Annotated in this window: 15 protein-coding genes; 6 read left to right on the top strand and 9 right to left on the bottom strand. The window is 62.7% G+C overall.

Translation table 11 applies throughout. The features are described from left to right. Positions 1-165 precede the first annotated feature (165 nt). Positions 166-2328, top strand: coding sequence for a putative bifunctional diguanylate cyclase/phosphodiesterase (locus tag IGW03_RS10555; RefSeq protein WP_438943635.1), 2163 nt, complete (start codon positions 166-168; stop codon positions 2326-2328). A gap of 626 nt (positions 2329-2954) precedes the next feature. Here IGW03_RS10555 and IGW03_RS10550 read toward each other — a convergent pair. Beyond that, the gene (locus IGW03_RS10550) at positions 2955-4121 is read right to left on the bottom strand and encodes a mandelate racemase/muconate lactonizing enzyme family protein (protein ID WP_194722513.1); all 1167 of its coding nucleotides are present in this window, start codon (positions 4119-4121) and stop codon (positions 2955-2957) included. Positions 4122-4211: 90 nt separating this feature from the next. Here IGW03_RS10550 and IGW03_RS10545 point away from each other — a divergent pair, with 90 nt between their 5' ends. Then, positions 4212-5117 carry a LysR family transcriptional regulator gene (locus IGW03_RS10545; RefSeq protein WP_194722512.1) on the top strand — a complete coding sequence of 302 codons (906 nt, stop codon included), beginning with the start codon at positions 4212-4214 and terminating at the stop codon, positions 5115-5117. On the opposite strand, the gene IGW03_RS10540 is transcribed toward IGW03_RS10545, so the two are convergent. Beyond that, complete coding sequence (locus IGW03_RS10540) at positions 5114-5680, bottom strand: NnrU family protein (protein WP_194722511.1); 567 nt, start codon at positions 5678-5680, stop codon at positions 5114-5116. The genes IGW03_RS10545 and IGW03_RS10540 overlap by 4 nt on opposite strands. Positions 5681-5923: 243 nt before the next feature. On the opposite strand from IGW03_RS10540, the gene IGW03_RS10535 reads away from it, so the two are divergent. Then, on the top strand, positions 5924-7186 hold the full coding sequence (locus IGW03_RS10535; RefSeq protein ID WP_194722510.1) for a hypothetical protein: 1263 nt from the start codon (positions 5924-5926) through the stop codon (positions 7184-7186). A gap of 80 nt (positions 7187-7266) precedes the next feature. Here the strand turns inward: IGW03_RS10535 and IGW03_RS10530 are convergent, their stop codons facing one another. The 3 genes from IGW03_RS10530 to IGW03_RS10520 form a co-directional block, all read right to left on the bottom strand. Then, complete coding sequence (locus tag IGW03_RS10530; RefSeq protein ID WP_194722509.1) at positions 7267-9429, bottom strand: DUF1631 family protein; 2163 nt, start codon at positions 9427-9429, stop codon at positions 7267-7269. A gap of 282 nt (positions 9430-9711) precedes the next feature. Then, positions 9712-11280, bottom strand: a complete 1569-nt coding sequence (locus IGW03_RS38880; RefSeq protein WP_194722508.1) for a methyl-accepting chemotaxis protein — start codon at positions 11278-11280, stop codon at positions 9712-9714. Positions 11281-11444: 164 nt separating this feature from the next. Then, positions 11445-12347, bottom strand: a complete 903-nt coding sequence (locus tag IGW03_RS10520) for a LysR family transcriptional regulator (protein ID WP_194722507.1) — start codon at positions 12345-12347, stop codon at positions 11445-11447. Between the two features lie 119 nt (positions 12348-12466). Between IGW03_RS10520 and IGW03_RS10515 the strand changes: the two genes are divergently transcribed. Then, positions 12467-13114 (top strand): glutathione S-transferase family protein, encoded by a 648-nt coding sequence (locus IGW03_RS10515; RefSeq protein WP_194722506.1) that lies wholly within the window; start codon positions 12467-12469, stop codon positions 13112-13114. A gap of 8 nt (positions 13115-13122) precedes the next feature. After that, positions 13123-14097, top strand: coding sequence for a pyridoxamine 5'-phosphate oxidase family protein (locus tag IGW03_RS10510; protein ID WP_194722505.1), 975 nt, complete (start codon positions 13123-13125; stop codon positions 14095-14097). Here IGW03_RS10510 and IGW03_RS10505 read toward each other — a convergent pair. From IGW03_RS10505 to IGW03_RS10490, 4 genes are all read right to left on the bottom strand, one after another. After that, positions 14091-14729, bottom strand: a complete 639-nt coding sequence (locus IGW03_RS10505; protein WP_194722504.1) for a 2-hydroxychromene-2-carboxylate isomerase — start codon at positions 14727-14729, stop codon at positions 14091-14093. The genes IGW03_RS10510 and IGW03_RS10505 overlap by 7 nt on opposite strands. A gap of 2 nt (positions 14730-14731) precedes the next feature. After that, complete coding sequence (locus IGW03_RS10500) at positions 14732-15580, bottom strand: CmcJ/NvfI family oxidoreductase (protein WP_194722503.1); 849 nt, start codon at positions 15578-15580, stop codon at positions 14732-14734. 207 nt (positions 15581-15787) lie between these two features. Continuing rightward, the gene (locus IGW03_RS10495) at positions 15788-16741 is read right to left on the bottom strand and encodes a DUF808 domain-containing protein (RefSeq protein ID WP_194722502.1); all 954 of its coding nucleotides are present in this window, start codon (positions 16739-16741) and stop codon (positions 15788-15790) included. Between the two features lie 252 nt (positions 16742-16993). Then, positions 16994-18850, bottom strand: a complete 1857-nt coding sequence (locus IGW03_RS10490; RefSeq protein ID WP_194722501.1) for a phosphoenolpyruvate carboxykinase (GTP) — start codon at positions 18848-18850, stop codon at positions 16994-16996. A 350-nt stretch (positions 18851-19200) separates the two neighbouring features. Between IGW03_RS10490 and IGW03_RS10485 the strand changes: the two genes are divergently transcribed. Beyond that, positions 19201-20187 carry a D-2-hydroxyacid dehydrogenase family protein gene (locus IGW03_RS10485; RefSeq protein ID WP_194722500.1) on the top strand — a complete coding sequence of 329 codons (987 nt, stop codon included), beginning with the start codon at positions 19201-19203 and terminating at the stop codon, positions 20185-20187. Positions 20188-20407: the final 220 nt, after the last annotated feature.

Here is a 20407-nt window from a genome sequence, read left to right as displayed (position 1 = left end):
TTCGGCTGCATTGCCGATTGAAGCGGCGCCGGCAGAGTGCACAGAACCGGTGCGCCGGCCGCCTAGATGGCATGGTATCGAAATTGCTTATAAGAAAGCCAATCATTCATGAAGCCGGGCCGGACATGCCGCAGCCCGAAGACAAGGGACTTGACCATGGCAACGATGCCGATGACGCCGATGACGGCATCTCCCCTGCCATCCGGCCGGACCGACGAGGCGCGCCTGCCTGGCGAACTGCTCGCCAGCTTCGACGGCATGGTATATCGCTGCCGCATCGATGAACACTGGAGCATGGAGTTTCTCAGCAGCGGCTGCGAGCCGCTGACCGGCTATGCCCCGCTGCTGCTGACGAGCGGCCGCATTGCCTACGAAGACATCACCCATCCGGAAGACCGGACGCGGGTGCGCGACTGCATCTATGCCGCGCTGGAAACCAACGAACGCTTCAGCATCGAGTACCGGATCGTGCGCCGCGACGGCGCGGTGCGCTGGGTGCAGGAAATGGGCACCGGCGTGCGTGCCGCCAGCGGCGGTTATGTGGCGCTGGAGGGATTCATCCAGGACATCACCCGCCGCAAGGAATCGGAGCAGGCGCTGCACGAGGCCGAGCGCCGTTTTCGCAGCCTGTTCGACAACGCGGTCGAAGGCATCTTCCAGTCCACGCCGGACAAGGGTTATCTTGCCGTCAATCCTGCGCTGGCGCGGATGTACGGCTATGCATCGCCCGAAGACATGATCGAAACCCTGCGCGACATCGACCAGCAGCTTTATGTCGACGGCGACCGGCGCCAGGAATTTCTGGACCAGATGAATCGCCATGGCCAGGTGATCAGCTTCGAATCCCAAGTCAGGCGGCGCGACAGCAACATCATCTGGATTTCCGAAAATGCGCATACCGTGCGCGACGACGACGGCCGCATCCTGTTCTTCGAAGGCACGGTGGTCGACATCACCGAGCGCAGGATGTACGAAGCCAAAATACGCCACCAGGCCACGCATGACGCGCTGACCGGCCTGCCCAACCGCAACCTCCTGTACGACCGCCTGCAGCAGGCTATCCACGGCAGCCGGCGCAGCCAGGACATCGCCGCGGTCGCCTTCATCGATCTCGACCAGTTCAAGTTCATCAACGACAGCCTCGGCCACCAGGTCGGCGACGAACTGCTCAAGGCGGTGACCGCACGCCTGAAGTCCTGCCTGCGCGCGACCGACACCGTGGCCCGACAGGGCGGCGATGAATTCGTCCTGGTGCTGGCGAACCAGAAAAGCATGGAGGCGATCACCGATACGGTGCGCCGCATCATCGCCGTGGTCGCCGAGCCCTGGCCCCACGGCGGCATCGACCTGCATGTGACCTGCAGCGTCGGCATCAGCGTCTATCCCGGTGACGGGCAGGATGCCGAAACCCTGCTGCGCAATGCCGATTCCGCGATGTACAAGGCCAAGGAACTCGGGCGCAACAACTTCGAATACTTCACCGCCGAGATGAGCCTCAACGCCAACGAGCGGCTGGAGATGCTCAACAGCCTGCGCCAGGTGCTGGCCAACGACGAACTGCTGCTGCACTACCAGCCCAAGGTGGATCTGGCCAGCGGCCGCGTGGTGGGTGCCGAAGCGCTGCTGCGCTGGCGGCATCCGGTGCGCGGCCTGATTCCGCCTGCGAGCTTCATTCCGCTGGCCGAGGAAAGCGGCATGATCGTGGCGATCGGCGAATGGGTGCTGCGCGCGGCTTGCGCCCAGAACGTGGCCTGGCAGCGCGGCGGCGGCCCATGCATTCCGATCTCGGTCAACCTGTCGCCGCGCCAGCTGGCGCGGCACGACATCGTCGACCTGGTTGCCGACGCCTTGCTGACCACCGGCCTCGATCCCGGCTGCCTCGAACTCGAAATCACCGAGACCGTACTGATGCGCGACGTCGACAATTCACTGGTCATACTCCGGAAGCTCAAGGAGCTGGGCGTGCGCATCTCGATCGACGATTTCGGCACCGGGTACTCGAGCCTGAACTACCTCAAGCGCTTCCCGGTGGACACGCTCAAGATCGACCGTTCCTTCGTTCACGACATCGCGACCGATCAGGACGATGCGGCGATCGTGAAGGCGGTGATTTCATTGGCGCATATTCTCAATCTGCGGGTGGTGGCGGAGGGGGTGGAGGAAGAGGAGCAGAAGAGGTTCTTGATGGAGAACGGGTGTGATGAGGTGCAGGGGTTTTATTTTGGGAAGCCGGTGGAGGCGGAGGTGTTTGGGGAGATGTGCCTGAAGCGCAAACCTGATACAGGCGACCAAGCCCGCACAAAGAGGCTGTTGAAAGCTCCCTTCTAACGACGCCAAAAGAGCGTGGCGCCAAGCGGATAAAGAAGCGCGGCTGTCTGAGCCGAAGGCGAGTTTCCGCGCTTCCCGCTTGGTGCCGTGCTCTTTTGGGGACCCCGCAGGGGCGGCGGTAGAGGGGTCGCCTTTCTTTGCTTACTTTCTTTGGCGAAGCAAAGAAAGTAAGTGGCCGCCGGGCCACCCCCGGCTAGCCTCTACGAAGAAATGACCGCATCAGCAACGCGTTGAATGGCGCTGGTGGGAGTGAATCATGGACCTCAGCCTGAGGTCGCCTGAACCTTGTGCGCTCCGTGGAGACTAGCCGGGTCTGGCCCCGGCGGGCCACCTACTTTCTTTGCTTCGCCAAAGAAAGTAGGCAAAGAAAGGCGACCCCGTTGCCAATGCCCCTGCGGGGTCCCCAAAAGAGCGGGCGGCAAAGCGGGAAGCGCGGAAACTCGCCTTCGGCTCAGACAACCGCGCTTCTTTATCCGCTTTGCCGCCCGCTCTTTTGGCATTGTCAAAGGGGATCTGAAAAGCCTTTATGTGCGGGCTTGGTCTCTTTTTCGGAAAGCTTCTCCTAGCGGTAGTGCAGGCCTCCGTGCCTGCACCAAGGACGGCCGTCGAAGAAAAACTTCTTCCCCTTAACTGCTCAGCGCCCGCATCTCGCTATACAAATTCGCCTTCCCCTCAAACCCGATCCCCGGCAACTCCGGCATCGTCACCCTGCTGTTGACCACCTGCACCCCATCCGGAAATCCGCCGAACGGCTGGAACAGGTCGGGATAGGACTCGTTGCCGCCCAGGCCGAGACCGGCGGCGATGTTGAGCGACATCTGGTGTCCGCCGTGGGGAATGCAGCGGCTCGCCGACCAGCCGTGCTGCTTCAGCATGTCGAGCGTGCGCAGGTATTCCACCAGGCCGTAGCTGAGCGCGCAGTCGAACTGCAGCCAGTCGCGGTCGGGACGCATGCCGCCGTAGCGGACGAGGTTGCGCGCATCCTGCATCGAGAACAGGTTCTCGCCGGTGGCCATCGGCTTGTCGTAGTAGTTGCGCAGCACCGCCTGCAGTTCGAAGTCCAGCGGGTCGCCGGCTTCCTCGTACCAGAACAGGTCGTACTGCGACAGCGCCTTCGCATAGGCGATCGCGGTATCCATGTCGAAGCGGCCGTTGGCATCCACGCACAGCTTTTGCCCGTCCTGCAGCACCGACAGCACCGCGTCGATGCGGCGCAGGTCGTCGTCGAGCGAAGCGCCGCCGATCTTCTTTTTCACCACGGTGTAGCCGCGGTCGAGATAGCTGCGCATTTCATCTTTCAGCGCATTCAAATCCTGGCCCGGATGGTAGTAGCCGCCCGCCGCATACACGAACACGTCCTTGTTGACCGTGCCGTCGCCGTAGCGCTCGGCCAGCAGGCGGAACAGCGGCTTGTTTTCGATCTTGGCCACCGCGTCCCAGATCGCCATGTCCATGGTGCCGATGGCCACCGAACGCTCGCCGTGGCCGCCCGGCTTTTCATTGGTGAACATGCAGTCCCAGATCTTGTGCGGATCGAGGTTGGTGCCCTCGTCGTTGACCAGCGAGGCCGGATCGGCGCCAAGAATGCGCGGGATGAAGCGCTCGCGCATCAGGTTGCCCTGGCCGTAGCGGCCGTTGGAATTGAAGCCGTAGCCGACCACCGGCTTGCCGTCGCGCATCACGTCGGTGATCACAGCAACCAGGCTCAGCGTCATCTTGCTGAAGTCGATGTAGGCATTGCGGATGCTGGAGCTGATGGGCAGGGTCTTTTCGCGGATTTCAACGATCTTCATGGCGTCCTCGTGTGTGGGATCAGGAATGGCGCCAGTGTAGACCCGCCGCGGCCGCATATAATTTCTCTACTTTCAAAGCATCCTTCACCCATGGTTAAAAACGACAATCTTTCGGAACTGGCGTTTTTCAGCGTGCTGGCGCGCAAGGACAGCCTGTCGGCCGCCGCCCGCGAACTCGACATCACGCCGCCGGCCGTTACCAAGCGCCTCGCGCAAATGGAGCAGCGGCTCGGGGTGCGCCTGGTCAACCGCACCACCCGCACCCTCAGCCTGACCAGCGAAGGCGAGCTTTACCTGGAGCATGCCGGCCGCATCCTGGCGGCGATGAAGGAGATGGAAGAACAGCTGCGCGCCGGCCGCGATGCGCCGCAGGGCCTGCTGCGGGTGAATGCCACCCTCGGTTTCGGCCGCACCACCATCGCCCCGCTGGTGTCGAAATTCGCACGCCGCTATCCCGACGTGGAGGTACAGCTGCAGCTGACCGACAGGCCGATCAATCTGGTGGAGGAAGCCTTCGATCTCGGCATCCGCTTCGGCGAATTGCCGGATACCCGGCTGAGCGCGCGCCGCATCATGTCGAACAAGCGCTTCCTGTGCGCCGCGCCGGCCTACCTGAAAAAACACAGCGAGCCGGCGTCACCGGAAGACCTGGGCAGCCACAACTGCATCGTTCATCGGCAGAACGACGATGCCCACGGCATCTGGCGCTTGCAAAAGGGACGCCGCACCGACACCGTGAAGGTCGGCGGCACGCTCTCGAGCAACGACGGCGACGTGGTGTTGAACTGGGCGCTGGAAGGCCACGGCATCCTGGTGCGTTCCGAATGGGATGTGGCCAAGTACCTGCAAAGCGGCCGGCTGCGCATCGTGCTGCCCGACTACAACCTCGAGCCGGCCGACCTGTTCGTGTTCTATCCCAGCCGCCGCAACATGCCGGCCAAGGTGCGGGCCTTCATCGATTTTCTGGCGGAAGAATTCGAGGCCGATAAAAGCTAGATTCCCCATGGCACCGAGGCCACGCCGAACAGCTGGCGATGGAAAGTCATTACCAGCAGCGCCAGCAGCACGCCGCCGGTCACCGCCATCAGGTCCTGGCGCGCCACGGGCGTGAACTGCTTGACCGCATGGCGGCTGGTGGCCGAGATCAGGTCGATCACCGCATACGCGAGGAAGGCGCCGAACAGGATGGTGGTCCTCAGTTCGCCGTTGGCCAGCAGGTGCACGCCGGACCACAGCAGCAGGCCGAGCAGCATCGGATGCTTGAGGCGGCTGCGGATATGGGTCTTCATGTTGGCCGAGGCGAACAGCACGAAACTCACCAGCATCACCAGCGGCGCCGCCATGATGGCGGCCGGGAAAGGCGCGAACAGCCGAGGCTCCGCCGGAGCGCGGCCGAAGCCGATGATGATCAGTATGAGGCCGAGCGCAGACGCCAGCGAAAACACGGCCTTGTAGCGCTTCTCCCCGAGCGCGCTGAACAGGCTGTTGCGCAGCCCGGTCAGCACGGGAACAAGATGGATGCCGATGAACAAGACGATGCCTGCAATCAGTAATGTCATGAAGCCTCCTCGGAGTGATTGGAACCACGTTGTCGACGTGCCGCTGTGATTATCGATATTTGATCATGCAGGCGGAACAGAGAAGCTGGGTAATTGCACATATATCTTATAGAACCTTTCGAACCGTGATTTCATGGCTCCACCTACCGCACCAGTATACGCATTGTCCCGGCGGGTATCGCGCCGATGGCCTCGTGCGCACTGGCTTATTGGTGGACGAAATGCGGCCGGAGGTATGCGGCAATGAACTGGCTTCGGCTTCCACGCTCATGTATCCCCTCTCCTTCTGCTCCGGATGTCGACACCGCAAGCAAAAAGACGTTAACGCCTGCCGTTGAGCCGCAGGCCCCGAACGGGTCGGCGCCGGACTCCCGCGTTGTACCTAAGTCCCGGATCGGCAGCCGAATGGCTTCCCGCCTGAACGACATGTGGAAGCAGAATCCAAAGGAAGCAGACGTCAATAACAAGAAGGCGTCTCGGCATGCAAAGGTCAAGATAAACAGCTTGCCTTCCGAAAAGAGGATCTATGCAGACCATGTCACAACGCTCAGCATGGATGAACTGGTAGCCATGTCCTCCGCCTTGAACATTCCATGGACGGGAGATTGCGCACACCTTGAAATGAAAATTGCTGCCCGGCTTGGAAAAGTGTGCCAACTGACCAATTTTGTGTTCAATGGCGCAACGAATCCGCATGGCATGAAGCAAGAATTGACCATGGCATATATCAGTAACAACGAGCTTGACGATCAGAATTTTCGGGCCAACTTCGGCATGACCGTCGAGCAGGCGCGCATCCTGAAGCGAGCGCAGACACTCGCCAATCTCGATATCGTCATGGTGGCCGGGGGCGAAAAGCTGGGGCTGGCGCTCTATTTCGATTCCGCGCGGGCGGCATCGAATCGGAAGGAATGGGCGCAGGCTCTCGTCTTGAGAGGGCGAATCGGCCGTAACACCAAGGAGATCATGAATACCGCACTGGGAACGCACGGTGAGGTGTTTGCGGCAGTAAAGGAAGCTGCGGACGTATTGTCCAAGCTGTCCGAACAAGGATATTTTCGCGTCGATATGGTTGCGGGGCATTCACTGGGAGGCGGCTATGCACAGTATTTCACGGCAGCCTACACAAGCCGGATCAAGGCGGATGGCGTAAAGCCCGCGATGGTGCTGTTCGATCCCATGCTGCTGAATGACAGGCAGGCCGCCGATGCCATCAAGGGGGCACCCTATGGCTATGACTACAGCACGCCGCGAGGAGTGGCCATCACCCTGAATGACTCGAAAGCGCCGGCGCCAACCTTGTTAAGCCGGATGAAGGGAGCGGGATTCAGGCACCCTGGCCTGGTAGAACTCAGGCTCGATGTGCATCCCGGGGATGCCGCTGATAACGGTCAAGGGCTTCCAGTCCACCTCGGCAATCCCAGCCCCGGCTGGCTGCTGGGATATCACGACGAAATGTCGGTATTTGAAATGGCGATACGGCGCTTCACGAAAAAGGAGACATGACAGACGATGCCGCCGCACCGCGGCGGCCATGACATGCCGATACAAGTCTTCTACGTTGTTTGTGCCCGGCCGCCAGCCGTTCAGGCCGCCGATTTGTCGGACGGCCCTGATCCGGCATTGGCGGCATCGGCACCGCCGCGGTCCACGCCGAGCGCCTGCGCCAACGCCTTGCCGATCAGCCCGGCACCCGGCGCGACATGCGCGCGGCCTTCGCGGATGGCCTTGGCCAGTTCCTGCGCGGTCAGCGACAGGGCTTCGCGCCGTTCATGCGTGGCAAAAACATACAGGTTGCGCAGCGGGCTGACCCAGCCGAGGCGCAGCCTGCGGGTGTGGTCTTCGCGGCCGAAGTCGACCCAGTTGCCCTGCTCCAGGCCGGCCACCAGGGCATCGAATTCATCCGGCGCCGGCTCGGGTGCGGCGCTGGCCTCCTTGCGCAGGCGGCGCTCGGCCGCATGCTTGGCCACTGCCAGCGCCATCTGCACCTGGCGTTCCGGCGACAGCTCCACCGGCGCGCGCACGATGGAGGCATGGCACTTCGCCAGGTCGCTGAAGAATTTGGCGCGCGCTTCGTCATTCCAGCGGATCACGTCCAGCCACTTGTTGAGCGACGCGACGATGGACGGCAGCCTGGACAGCAGTTCCTTGCGCTCCTCCGGCGTGATCTTGGGCTTCACGCTCCACACCAGGTCATCCATGGTCTTGAGCGCATTGTCCAGCGCCTGCGGCTTTTCATCCCTGACACTGTAGGCCAGCGTCAGCACCGGCACCCATCTGTCCTGCAGGAAGGCTTCGACGAAGGCGACCACTTCACCGGTGCCGATGCGCAGCGCGACCTCATGCCTGGCCGCGCGCTCGGCTTCCAGCATTTTTTCCCTCTGCAATGCGCCGGCGATCGGCGCGGCCAATGTCTGCGCCGCGGCGGTCTGCTCGCGCTGGCGGTAGGCTTCGAGATCGGCGACCACTTCGGCGAAAACGGCGGGGCGTCGGTCGCCTTCCTGGGCAATGCGGGCGATGCTGCGCTCGATCAGCAGGTAGAGCGGGTCGGACAGGCCTCGCTGCGTTTCCCATCCGCCGCAGAGGCCGACCAGCAGTTCCACGGCACGGCGCGGCGGGTGATTGCGCTTGAAGAAGAATGCCTGGTCCGACAGCGCGGCCTTCAGGGCCGGCAGCTGCAGCTCGAGCAAGGATTTCTGCAGCTGGGGGGCGATGCGCGGATCGGCCTGGACGACTTCGAAGATCCTGGCCAGCAGCCTGAGCACATGGTCGTCGGTTTCGCTCAGCGCATCGCGCGGCGCGCTGCGGCGGATCTCGTCGAGCAGCCCTGCCGGCGGCGGGCCGGCGCGGTGCTTGTCGAAGCCGGTCAGATAGCCCAGGAGCGCATTGCGCGCGACGCTGGCGACCACGGCATCATCATCGAACAGCGATGGAAAGCCGCCGGTCAGCGGCCGGTCGGCCGGCTTGCCTTCCCGGTCGGGAAACAGACGGCGCAGGCGCGGCAGCAGTTCGTCATTGTCGGGTTCCTCGACCGCGGCGGCAGTGGCCACGCCGTTGGCGTCGCGGCTGACCTGCATCAGCTGCGGCATGACGCCGAGCTTGACCAGGGCCGAGTTCACCGCATGCAGTACCGGACCCATGTCGAAGCAGAGTTCGGGGCCGAGCAGCGGAAATACCGCATGATGGGATCGGGTGTCGGGCTGGAATTCGCACCAGGCATCGTGCACCACGGCCAGGAAGAGATGCGGGCGGAAGGGGTTTTCCGCGGTGATCAGCGGCGTGCGTCCGAGCAGGCAGCCCAGCCGCATGCCGAGCGCGTGCAGGCGGTCGGCATGCTCGTTCTCGATCGCCCGGCTGGCCTTGACCAGCGACAGCCGCTTGTCGATCTCGACGTCCGGATCCAGCGTCGGCGGTGCTTCGCTGCCGTCTTCCGGCGGCAGTTCCGGGTTGGCGGCCATGCGGATTTCTTGCGCCAGCACCGCGCCGAGGCGCTCGGAGACCACGTAATAGAACGGATAGCGGTTTTTCTTCAGCAGGGCAGCGGCGTTGAAACGCAGACGGGCTTCAGCCGGATCGATGCAGGCCGCCGAGGCGCGCAGCAGGGCTTCCGACAATCGCGTTGTCAGGCTGTCGATCTGCGCATTGGCGGCGTTCGACGCCAATGCGGCGAGTTCCCGCAGGATCTCGCCGCGCCGTTCCGCCGGAATCGTACAAGCAACAGGGTTGCCGCCGCCAAGTTGGGAAGCCATGAATGACTGCCAGGTCAAGTGGGCATGCAGAGCATGCAAATGCCCGAAAGTTGAGGGGATGAAAAGCGATACCGTTTCATTCTTGCTTAAATATTGCCGTAGGGCAAGTTATGTGCAAGTCTGAAATTGTAATGTTTCGTTACTTTGAAAGCTCCAGGACTGCGTATCGGCCCTACTTTAGCATGCCGCACGGTAAGAAATGGCGTGTTCCGCCAAAGTAGGTGCTTACCTGTCATGCTGGTAATCGCTTATTCCATCAACTGCAGGAACAGGGACCGGCTTTCAAACGAGCTTGAACACCGCGACAGCCACCGACAAATTGTTCGCCTGCTGCTGCAGAGCCGATGCTGCCGCTGCGGCTTCTTCCACCAGTGCCGCATTCTGCTGGGTCGTGCCGTCCATGTCCGCTACGGCGGCATGCACCTGCTCGATGCCGGCTGTCTGTTCCCGGCTGGCCGTGCTGATTTCGCCGATGATCTCGTTCACCTGATGTACGCTGGCTACGACTTCCTTCATCGTTTCGCCCGCCTTGTCGACCAGAACGCTGCCTGTTTCAACGCGTTGCATGGAGTCGCCGATCAGTGCCTTGATTTCCTTGGCCGCCGCCGCGGAACGCTGCGCCAGCGTGCGCACTTCCGTTGCCACCACGGCAAAACCCCTGCCCTGTTCGCCCGCCCGCGCCGCTTCCACTGCGGCGTTGAGCGCCAGGATATTGGTCTGGAAAGCGATGCCGTCGATGACCGAAATGATGTCGGCGATGCGTCGCGCGGAATCATTGATCGACGCCATGGTATCGACTACCTGCGAGACCACCGCGCGCGCCTGCGTCGCCACGTCCGACGCGGAGCCGGCGAGCCGGCTTGCCCGGAGGGCATTGTCGCTATTCTGCCGCACGGTGCCGGTCAGCTCTTCCATGGACGAGGCGGTCTCCTCCAGCGAGCTGGCCTGGTGCTCGGTTCGCGCCGACAGGTCATGGTTGCCGGCGGCGATCTGCGACGATGCGGTGGCGATCGTGTCGGTGCCGCTGCGCACATCGGCGACGATGCGCGCCAGGCTGGCATTCATTTCCTGCAGTGCGCGCAGCAGCTGCGCGGTTTCATCCTTGCCGGCGGCATCGATGCGGGAGCGCAGGTCGCCGGCGGCAACCGTCTGGGCGAACTGCACGGCCCGGTTCAGGGGCTGCGTGATGCTGCGGCCCAGCCAGGCAGTAACAAGGCCGCCGAGAACAACAACCGCCAGCGTGCTCGCCAGCAGCAGCAATTCGGCTTGCTCCATGCGCGCTTCGGATGCCTTGCCGGCCGCTTCCGTCCTGCGTCCGGACTGCTCCACCACGAAGGCAACGATGTCATCGATCTTCTTGTTGGGAGCGCGGTCCATTCCCTTGACCTTGGCGTCGACCTGATGAGCGCTTTCCGGATTGGCGCTGTCATAGCTGCCTAGCGCTTCGAGGTAGCGTTCGCCCAAGGTGCGATGCGCATTCGCCGCGTCGCTCACCTGCGAGATATCCAGGCCGAGATCCTGCATGGTCTTCATGAGCTGCTGCAGCTGATCCTGGGTCTGCTTGCCGGTCTTGATGAAGTCGTCACGGTATTTGGCGAACAGCGCCGCATCGCCGCCGCGCAGCAGAATGTTTTTCCACTCCTGCACCTGGATCTTGAATTGCACCTGCGCCGTCCTTGCCTGGTTGACCGCATCCTGCATTTGCGCGGCGCTGCGCAGGGCGGCAGCTTCGGCGCGATGGCTGGCGTCCAGCGTCAGCCAAGCCTGCAGGCCGATGCCTGCCAAGGCGGCAAGCAGGCAAGCGGCCAGGAGACCAAGGCGGGTGCTGATTCTAAGGTCATTGATTCGCATGGATGGCGTCCGGAAAAAAATGAAAAATCAGCATAACACTCCATGCAAAGTCTTGCATAAAGGAAAGGGAGTATTTCAGAAGAAGAGCGTAGATAGAGCGAAAAAATGTGAGATACGCTGAATTTATGCCCTAAAGCAGTGCGCTAACCGGTTTCCAACGGCATTCAGAAGCGGATGAAATCCTGCTCCCGCAGCCGCGGCACGGCGAAATCGATGAAGGCGCGCACCCGGGCCGACAGCAGCTTGGAATGCGGGTAAAGGAAATGGATGGGCAGCGGCTCCGATTCGTACTCGCGCAGGATGGGCTTGAGTTCGCCCGCGCGGACCGGCACCTGGACCATGTAGGACAGGAAGGCGCCGATGCCCAGGCCGTCGCGGCAGGCATTGATCGCCGCATCTACGGAATTGGTCATCAGGCGCGGGGTGAAGCGTATTGTCAGGTTGCGGCCGTTTTCGCGGTACTGCCATTCCGACAGCACGCTGCGTCCGGTGAAGCGGATGCCGGCATGGCCGGCGAGCTCTTGCGGATGCTGCGGCATGCCGTGCTGCTCCAGATAGGCCGGGCTGGCGCAGAAGACCCGCTGCAGCTCTCCGGCGGGCACCGCATGCAGCGCGGAGTCGGCCAGATGCCCGATGCGCACCGCCAGGTCGACGCCCTCCTCGACCAGATCGATGCTGCGGTCGAGCAGCAGCATCTCCACCGACAGCGCCGGATGCATGCGCATGAATTCCGCCACCAGCGGCGCCACATGCAGCCGCCCGAACAGCACCGGCGCCGTCAGCACCAGCTTGCCGCGCGGTTCGGCCTTCGCATCGAACAGTGCTTCCTCGGCTTCCTCCAGCTGGCCGAGCGCGGTCTTGCAGATAGCGAGGTAGCGATGGCCTTCATCGGTCAGGTGGATGCGGCGGGTGGTGCGGTTGAACAGGCGCACGCCGAGGTTCGATTCCAGCTCCGCCAGCTTGCGCACCACCGTCGGCAGCGAGGTGTCGAGCGCTTCCGCCGCCGCGGTCAGGCTGCCGCGCTCGGCAATGGCGATGAAGGTCTGGATGCCGCGAAGTTTGTCCATGCTGCATGGTTCGATGGTCGATTACTCCGGATTATGAAGCAATTTGCTTTGTTTCCCGCCATTTATTCAGCAATCCGGAAGCGGCAGAATGGGCTTCCCAACTCACCAAGGAGGCCTTCATGTCCGCCGCATCCATCAAGCCCATCAAGCTCTACCGCAGCATCGTTTCCGGACACGCACATCGCGCCGAGCTGTTCCTGTCGCTGCTCGGTCTTCCATATGAAGCCGTCGACATCGACCTGCGCGCCGGCCAGCAGAAAAGCGAGGAATTCCTCCGGCTCAATCCCTTCGGCCAGGTGCCGGTGATCGATGACGCGGGCACCATCGTCAGCGACTCCAATGCCATCCTGGTCTATCTGGCGCTCAAGTACGGCGGCGACACCTGGCTGCCGCGCGACCCGGTGGGCGCCTCCAATGTGCAGCGCTGGCTTTCGGTGGCCGCCGGCGAGATCGCTTTCGGCCCGGGACTTGCGCGCATCGGCAAGCAGTTCGGCCGGCCGGTCAACATGGAAGCGGCGGCAAGCCTCGCCCACCGCCTGTTCAATCTGATGGAATTGCACCTGCAGGAGCGCGCCTATCTGGCATCCGGCCATCCCACGATCGCCGACATCGCCGCCTACAGCTACATCGCCCGCGCCCCGGAAGGCGACGTCTCGCTGGACGCCTATCCGGCGCTGCGCGCATGGCTACAGCGCATCGAAGCGCTGCCGCGCTTCCTGCCGATGATCGAACTCGTCAAGCCCGCCGCATCCGCCAACGCCGCCTAGGAGGCATCATGGAAACCAGATTTCCCGCTGAATCGCGCAATCCTGCCCCCTTCCATCGCGGCGAGATGGCAGCGCAGGAGCGCGCCGGCGTGCGCGAACAGATGGCCAGGGTCGGCGCCGTCGTCATGCGCGACTACATGCCCGAGCAGCATCGCGAATTCTTCCCGCTGCTGCCGACGCTGCTGCTGGGCGGCATCGACCGGCATGATGAAGTCTGGGCTTCCATTCTCTGGGGCGAACCCGGCTTCATCAGCTCGCCCGACAACAGAACGCTGCGCATCGATGCGCTGCCGGCGGCGCAGGATCCGCTGGCGGCGTCGGTAATGCCGGGACAGCGCCTGGGCGCGCTCGGCCTGCAGTTCGAGACGCGCCGCCGCAACCGCGCCAACGGCACGGTCGGCGAACTGGACGAGCACGGTTTTACGCTGGCGGTGCAGCAGAGTTTCGGCAATTGCCCGAAGTACATCCAGACGCGCGAGCTGACAACGGTCGCCGCGGCCGGCGGGCAAACAATTGAAACGATAGCGGGAGAAGGCGCGCTGCCCGAGGCAGCACTCGCGCTGATCCGGCACAGCGACACCTTCTTCATCGCCACTGCCGCCGAGGCGTCCAACGGCGCGGCGCATGGCGTGGACGTATCGCATCGCGGCGGCCGGCCGGGCTTCGTCTCGGCGGAAGCCGACGGCACCCTGTGCTGGCCGGATTTCACGGGCAACAACTTCTTCAACACCATCGGCAACCTGGAAGCCGACGGCCGCGCCGGTTTGCTGTTCATCGATTTCGTGCAGGGCGACATCCTGCAGATGACCGGCCGCGGGACGGTGGAATGGGAAGGAGAAAGACTGCGGCAGTTCGCCGGTGCGAAGCGCCTGCTGCGCTTCGAGGCCAGTCGCTGGCTGCTGCGCAAGGGCGCGTTTCCGCTGCGCTGGGCGCTGCAGGAACAGTCGCCGTCTCTCGAGAATACCGGCGTCTGGGATCAGTAAGCGGCAAGGCGTTTCCGGGCGCAGGCGATCGCGTCTTCGAGCCGGTCGTCGCCCCAGAACATCTCTTCGCCGACAAAGAAGGTCGGCGCGCCGAAGATGCCGCGCCGCCGCGCTTCTTCCGTCTGCCGGCGCAGGGCAAGCTTGTTGCCCTCGCTCTGCGCTTCACGCAGGATGACCTCCGCATCGCCGACGAGCGGCTGCAGGGCGAGCCTGACGCTGCCGGCGCTGTCGATCTCGATGTCATCCACCCAGTTCTGCTGCATCACGGCGCGGCAGAAGGCCGGCAGCCAGGCCTGATCGGCGCCGAGCAGCGCAACCCGCAGCGGCAGCACCGCCGACCGCGGAAAGCGGCTCGGCTTGTTGAACGGCAGACCGTATTTTGCTGCCTGCCGAGCCATGTCGCGCCAGACATAGCGGCCCTTCTCTTCCTGCAGCACGAAGGGCGAACTGCTCCAGCCAAGCTCGCGAAAGATCGGCCCCAGCAGGAAAGGCCGCCATGCGACGACTATGCCGGCATTGCGCGCCAGCGCCTCGATGCGCATGACGCTCAGGTAACTGTAGTTGCTGCCGAATTCGAACCAGAATTCCAGCGTGGGCTGCTGCGGGGCGACATCGGTGCTGATTGCGTTCATGGTCAGTCCAGGATGACAAGGCAACGGGCTTCGATGCTGCGGCGGGGCGGCGCGTCTTCCGGCGCCGTCGGGTCGTCGAAGGCGCAGTGCGGCGTCATGCGCGCCGTGCTGTCGAGCCGCGAATCGAAGGACACGAAGACCAGCAGTTCCTGCGGCGTCATCGCCGGGTAGTAGTACCAGCGGTGTTCCGGCGCGTAGCGGCCGAGATAGATCTCCCCCTTGCGGTCAGGGTAGATCAGGTCCGCGCTGGCCCAGTCCTGCGTCGCGAAGCTGCGCGCATCGCACAGCGCCAGCGGCGTGTCGAGCGCGGCATGTGCCACCGGCCGCCAGAAGTTGAGGATCAGGAAAGGATGATCCTGCGCCATGTCCGGCATCAGCTGCCGCAGGCGGCGCGGGCCCGACAATTCGGTGTAGTCGTTATGCACGCGGCCCAGCGCCGCAGGCGTGGCCGAGGCGGTTTCGCGGCCGAAACCCAGCGCCGGGCGGCCGGCTTCCCGCTGCCGCAGCTGGTGATCGAACACCAGCGCGCGCAGGCCGCCGGTCAGTTCGAGAGCAAGCTGCTCCAGTTCGCGGTAATAGATCTCCTGTACCTGGGCTGCATCATGGAAATCGGCCAGCTTGCTCGGGCGCTCGAGCAGTTCGAAGCCGTTGTCCTGCAGCGACAGCGATGCTGCAACCTGGCGAGCATTGACGATGCGGCAGGCGCGCTGTTCATAGTCGGTGTTGTGCCATGCGGCGCCGGCCGGCGGCGGCGTCATGTACTGGTAAGGTCTGTGCGGCGACGGCATGAGATAGCCGAGCTTTCCCGTCACGTAACCGTGCTGCTGCGTTTGCCTTGCGCGCGCATCCATGTTTGCTCCTGCTTTCTCGACGGATTGGCAGCGGATTGTCAACGTATTGCATGCGGAATTTGCATGCATCGCAGTCGCTGCAGATGTGTTCAGTCTATCGATCGGAGCGGATGTCTCAAGCGCAATTTATGCATGTTTCACATGCCTTTCACGCATGAGAAACGGACGCGCCGCGGTAAGCGGCAGGCCGGAAACGGTATGGATTGGTCAGGCGTGTTTGGGACGCTTGCCGAACAGGCGCTTGCCGACATGCACCAGTGCCAGGACGATGGCGCCGGCCACCACGCCGGTCAGCGCATTGAGCAGCGTGGGCAGCAGCGCGCCGAATACGCTGCCAACCACCGGCCATGCGTGCGCCGACTCGGCGCTGTGCTCGATGAAATGATGCAGTGCCGAAATGCCATGCGTCAGGATGCCGCCGCCCACCATGAACATGGCCGCGGTACCCAGGATGGAAAGGGCCTTCATCATGTAGGGCGCGGCATTGAGCAGCGTCCGTCCGACCGCGCGCACACCTTGGCGCCAGGCGCTGTCTCCCGGCTTGCGGCTGAGATACAAGCCGGCGTCATCGAGTTTGACGATACCAGCAACGAAACCGTAGACGCCCACCGTCATGATGAGTGCGATGCCGACCAGCACGGCGACCTGCTGCGTGAAGGAAGCCTCGGCCACGGTGCCTAGCGTGATGGCAATGATCTCCGCCGACAGGACGAAGTCGGTGCGTACCGCTCCCGATACCTTTTCCTTTTCGAAGGCGACGATATCGACATTCGGATCGGCGAGTGCGGCGGCTTCCTTTTCATGCTCACCCGCTTCGTCCGCCCCGTGCAGCCAGGGATGGGCAAGTTTTTCAAAACCTTCGTAACAAAGAAACGCGCCGCCGACCATCAGCAGCGGAGTAATCGCCCATGGCGCGAAGGCACTGATGGCCAGCGCCGCCGGCACCAGGATGGCCTTGTTCTTCAGCGAACCCTTGGCCACCGCCCATACCACCGGCAATTCCCGCTCGGCTCGCACGCCTGCAACCTGCTGCGCATTCAGCGCCAGATCGTCTCCCAGCACGCCGGCGGTTTTCTTCGCCGCTACCTTGGTCATCAGGGATACGTCATCGAGTACCGTGGCGATGTCATCGATCAATGCAAGCAGGCTGGCTCCGGCCATGGGAATTCCTTTTTCTGTTCAAATTGGAAAGATTGCATTTTTAACCAGCATGCCGGATGCTGCAAGCGCTGCGCCGATCATCCGGTTTCATGCACCGTCTACTCCTTGTCTTTCCAAGCCTTATGCAAAAAACGTGACTGCCGCATCCGGAAAGCGATCCGCAAAAAGGAAAAGGCACCTTGCGGTGCCTTTTTGCCTTCGTGCTTCCCTGCTTTCTTGTCATGCGGAAAGCGAAGCCTGCGTTTTGGAAGCTTATGCCGCCAGACGCTTCTCCAGCTGCGTCTTGGTCGACTGCAGTTCGCTCGGCAGGTGGTACTTCAGCTTGTCGAACAATTCCTCGTGCAGCTTGAGTTCAGATTCCCACGCCGCCTTGTCGATCGAAGTGATGCGGTCGAACTGTTCGCGGGTGAAGTCGATGCCTTCCCACTGCAGGTCTTCGTAGCGCGGCGTCACGCCGAAGATGTGCTCGCTGCCGCCGGCATTGCCTTCGATGCGGTCGAGCATCCACTTCAGAACGCGCATGTTGTCGCCGAATCCGGGCCAGACGAACTTGCCGTTCTCGTCGGTGCGGAACCAGTTGACGCAGAAGATCTTCGGCATTTCCGCCGGCGACGCGGCAACCTTCTTGCCGATGTTGAGCCAGTGCTGGAAGTAGTCGCTCATGTTGTAGCCCATGAACGGCAGCATCGCGAACGGATCGCGGCGCACCACGCCTTGCTGGCCGGCAGCGGCGGCGGTGGTTTCCGAACCCATGGTCGCGGCCATGTACACGCCTTCGACCCAGTTGCGGGCTTCGGTCACCAGCGGCACGGTGGTCGAGCGGCGGCCGCCGAAGATGAATGCCGAGATCGGCACGCCGGCCGGATCGTCCCAGGCCGGATCGATCACCGGGTTCTGGGTCGCGGCGACGGTGAAGCGCGCGTTCGGATGGGCAGCCTTGCGGCCGGTTTCCTTGGCGATCTCCGGTGTCCAGTCCTTGCCCTGCCAGTCGATCAGGTGCGCCGGCGCTTCCTTGGTCATGCCTTCCCACCAGACATCGCCGTCGTCGGTCAGCGCGACGTTGGTGAAGATGGTGTTGGCGTTGAGCGAAGCCATGCAGTTGGCGTTGGAGTTCGCATTCGTGCCCGGCGCCACGCCGAAATAGCCGGCTTCCGGATTGATTGCGTACAGGCGGCCGTCGGTGCCCGGCTTGATCCAGGCGATGTCGTCGCCGATGGTGGTCACCTTCCAGCCGTTGAAGGCTTTCGGCGGGATCAGCATCGCGAAGTTGGTCTTGCCGCAGGCGGACGGGAATGCCGCAGCGACATAGTGCTTCTTGCCTTCCGGCGATTCGACGCCGAGGATCAGCATGTGTTCGGCCAGCCAGCCCTGGTCGCGGCCCATGGTGGAAGCGATGCGCAGCGCGAAGCACTTCTTGCCCAGGAGCGCATTGCCGCCGTAGCCGGAACCGAAGGACCAGATTTCGCGGGTCTCGGGGTAGTGAACGATGTACTTGGTGTCGTTGCACGGCCACGCCACATCCTTCTCGCCCTTGGCCAGCGGCTTGCCGACGGTGTGCACGCAGGGAACGAAGTCGCCGTCGGTGCCGAGCACGTCGTAGACGGCCTTGCCCATGCGGGTCATGATGCGCATGTTGACCGCGACATAAGGCGAGTCGGACAGCTCGACGCCGATGTGGGCGATCGGCGAACCGAGCGGACCCATCGAGAACGGCACCACATACATGGTGCGGCCGCGCATGCAGCCGTCGAACAGGCCGTTGAGGGTGACGCGCATTTCGGCGGGGGCCATCCAGTTATTGGTCGGGCCGGCGTCTTCCTGCTTCGCGGAGCAGATAAAGGTACGGTCTTCCACGCGCGCCACGTCCGACGGATCGGAGCAGGCGAGGTAGCTGTTCGGGCGCTTGGCTTCGTTGAGCTTCTTCAGGGTGCCTGCTTCGACCATCTCGGCGCACAGGCGGTCGTACTCTTCCTGGGAGCCGTCGCACCAGTAGATGCGCTCGGGTTTTGTAAGGGCGGCAATTTCTGTAACCCAGTTGATCAGCTTCTGCTGTTTGACATAGCTAGGTGCATTCACGGCTGCGATGCCTCCCATTACGGGTTGGTTCATAGGTACTTCCTCCAATGCCAATAAAGAATTCTGTCTTGTCCCGGCACGGCAGGATCGTCGTCAGCTTTTGGCTCGGCTGGCGCGTCTGCCAGCGGTACGGCGGTCTGTCGGAGGCGATCAAATATGACCGCGCATCAGCCCGAAAAATGGAATAATCAAACGGGCCGGTGGGTTCGCAATGTTGTTGACAATGCGAAAAATAGGAGCCGATTGTACACGCCGGGATACCCGTTCTCAATGATTTACAACAAAAATGTAGGAAAAATTGTTGAGTTTTGTAGTAGGGATTTACCGGATTTTCGCATAGTCGTATTTTTGTTACGGATATATTAAAAAATTGCAAAAACAGCATGAAAATCGCCATTCTCGATGACTACCAGGACTGTGTTCGCCATCTCGACTGTTTTCGGCTACTTGATGGGCATGAAGTCAAGATCTTCAACAATAGCGCGCGCGGCATCGGTCAGCTTGCGATACGTCTAGCCGAATTCGAGGCGCTGGTGCTGATCCGCGAAAGAACCGAGTTGACGCGCGCCCTGCTCGGCAAGCTGCCGAATCTCAGGCTGATTTCCCAGACCGGCAAGGTGAGCGGCCATGTCGATGTCGCGGCCGCTACCGAGCGCGGCGTCGTCATCGTCGAAGGCGTCGGCGATCCGACCGCGCCGGCGGAACTGGCCTGGGCGCTGATCATGGCATCGTCGCGCAAGATTCCCCAATACGCCGCCAACCTGCGCGACGGCCTGTGGCAAACCGCTTCGGTGACGCCGGAACTCAATACGCTGGGCACCGTGCTGAAAGGCCGCACGCTGGCCATCTGGGGCTATGGACGCATCGGCAGGATGGTCGCGGGCTACGGCAAGGCGTTCGGCATGAAGGTGGTGGTCTGGGGCCGCGACGCCAGCCGCGAAGCCGCCGAGCGCGACGGCTACCAGGCCGCCGCATCGCGCGAAGCCTTCTTCGAAGAGGCCGACGTGCTGTCGCTGCACCTGCGCCTCAACGATGCAACGCGCGGCATCGTCACCGCCGGCGACCTGATGCGCATGAAGCGCTCCGCCCTGTTCGTCAATACCAGCCGCGCCGAACTGGTGGCCGAAGGCGTGCTCGATGCGGCATTGCGCGCAGGTCATCCGGGCTTCGCCGCGCTCGACGTCTTCGAAAGCGAGCCGCTGCCGCCCGACACGCCGCTGCTGCGCTATGCGAACGTGCTGGCCACGCCGCATCTCGGCTATGTGGAAAAGGACAGCTACGAGCTGTACTTCGGCGCGGCATTCCGGAACATCGTCGACTTCGCCAACGGCACGCCGAAGAACGTGCTCAATCCGGACGCGCTCGCCTGAACCTCCTCGAGCCATCACTCGCATTAGGACATCCTCTGTTACTAGGGTGATTTGGCTCGTGGGAAAAAGAGAGTGGCCGGAACTTCCCGATACCATTGCCCTGACATGCACTCGGGAAGTTTCTCGCAGTGAAATGCAAGGCGCCGGCGCACGCTGCAAGCTCGCAATGTCTATCCGATGTCAACAAACCGGCGCGCGGCATTGCCTAGAATGGATTGAC

Origin of the sequence: Noviherbaspirillum malthae (genome assembly GCF_015352985.1) — a bacterium.
GTDB classification, from domain to species: domain Bacteria; phylum Pseudomonadota; class Gammaproteobacteria; order Burkholderiales; family Burkholderiaceae_D; genus Noviherbaspirillum; species Noviherbaspirillum malthae.
The sequence above is the reverse complement of the archived record's forward strand: the minus strand, read 5'-3'. Positions and strand labels throughout refer to the sequence as shown.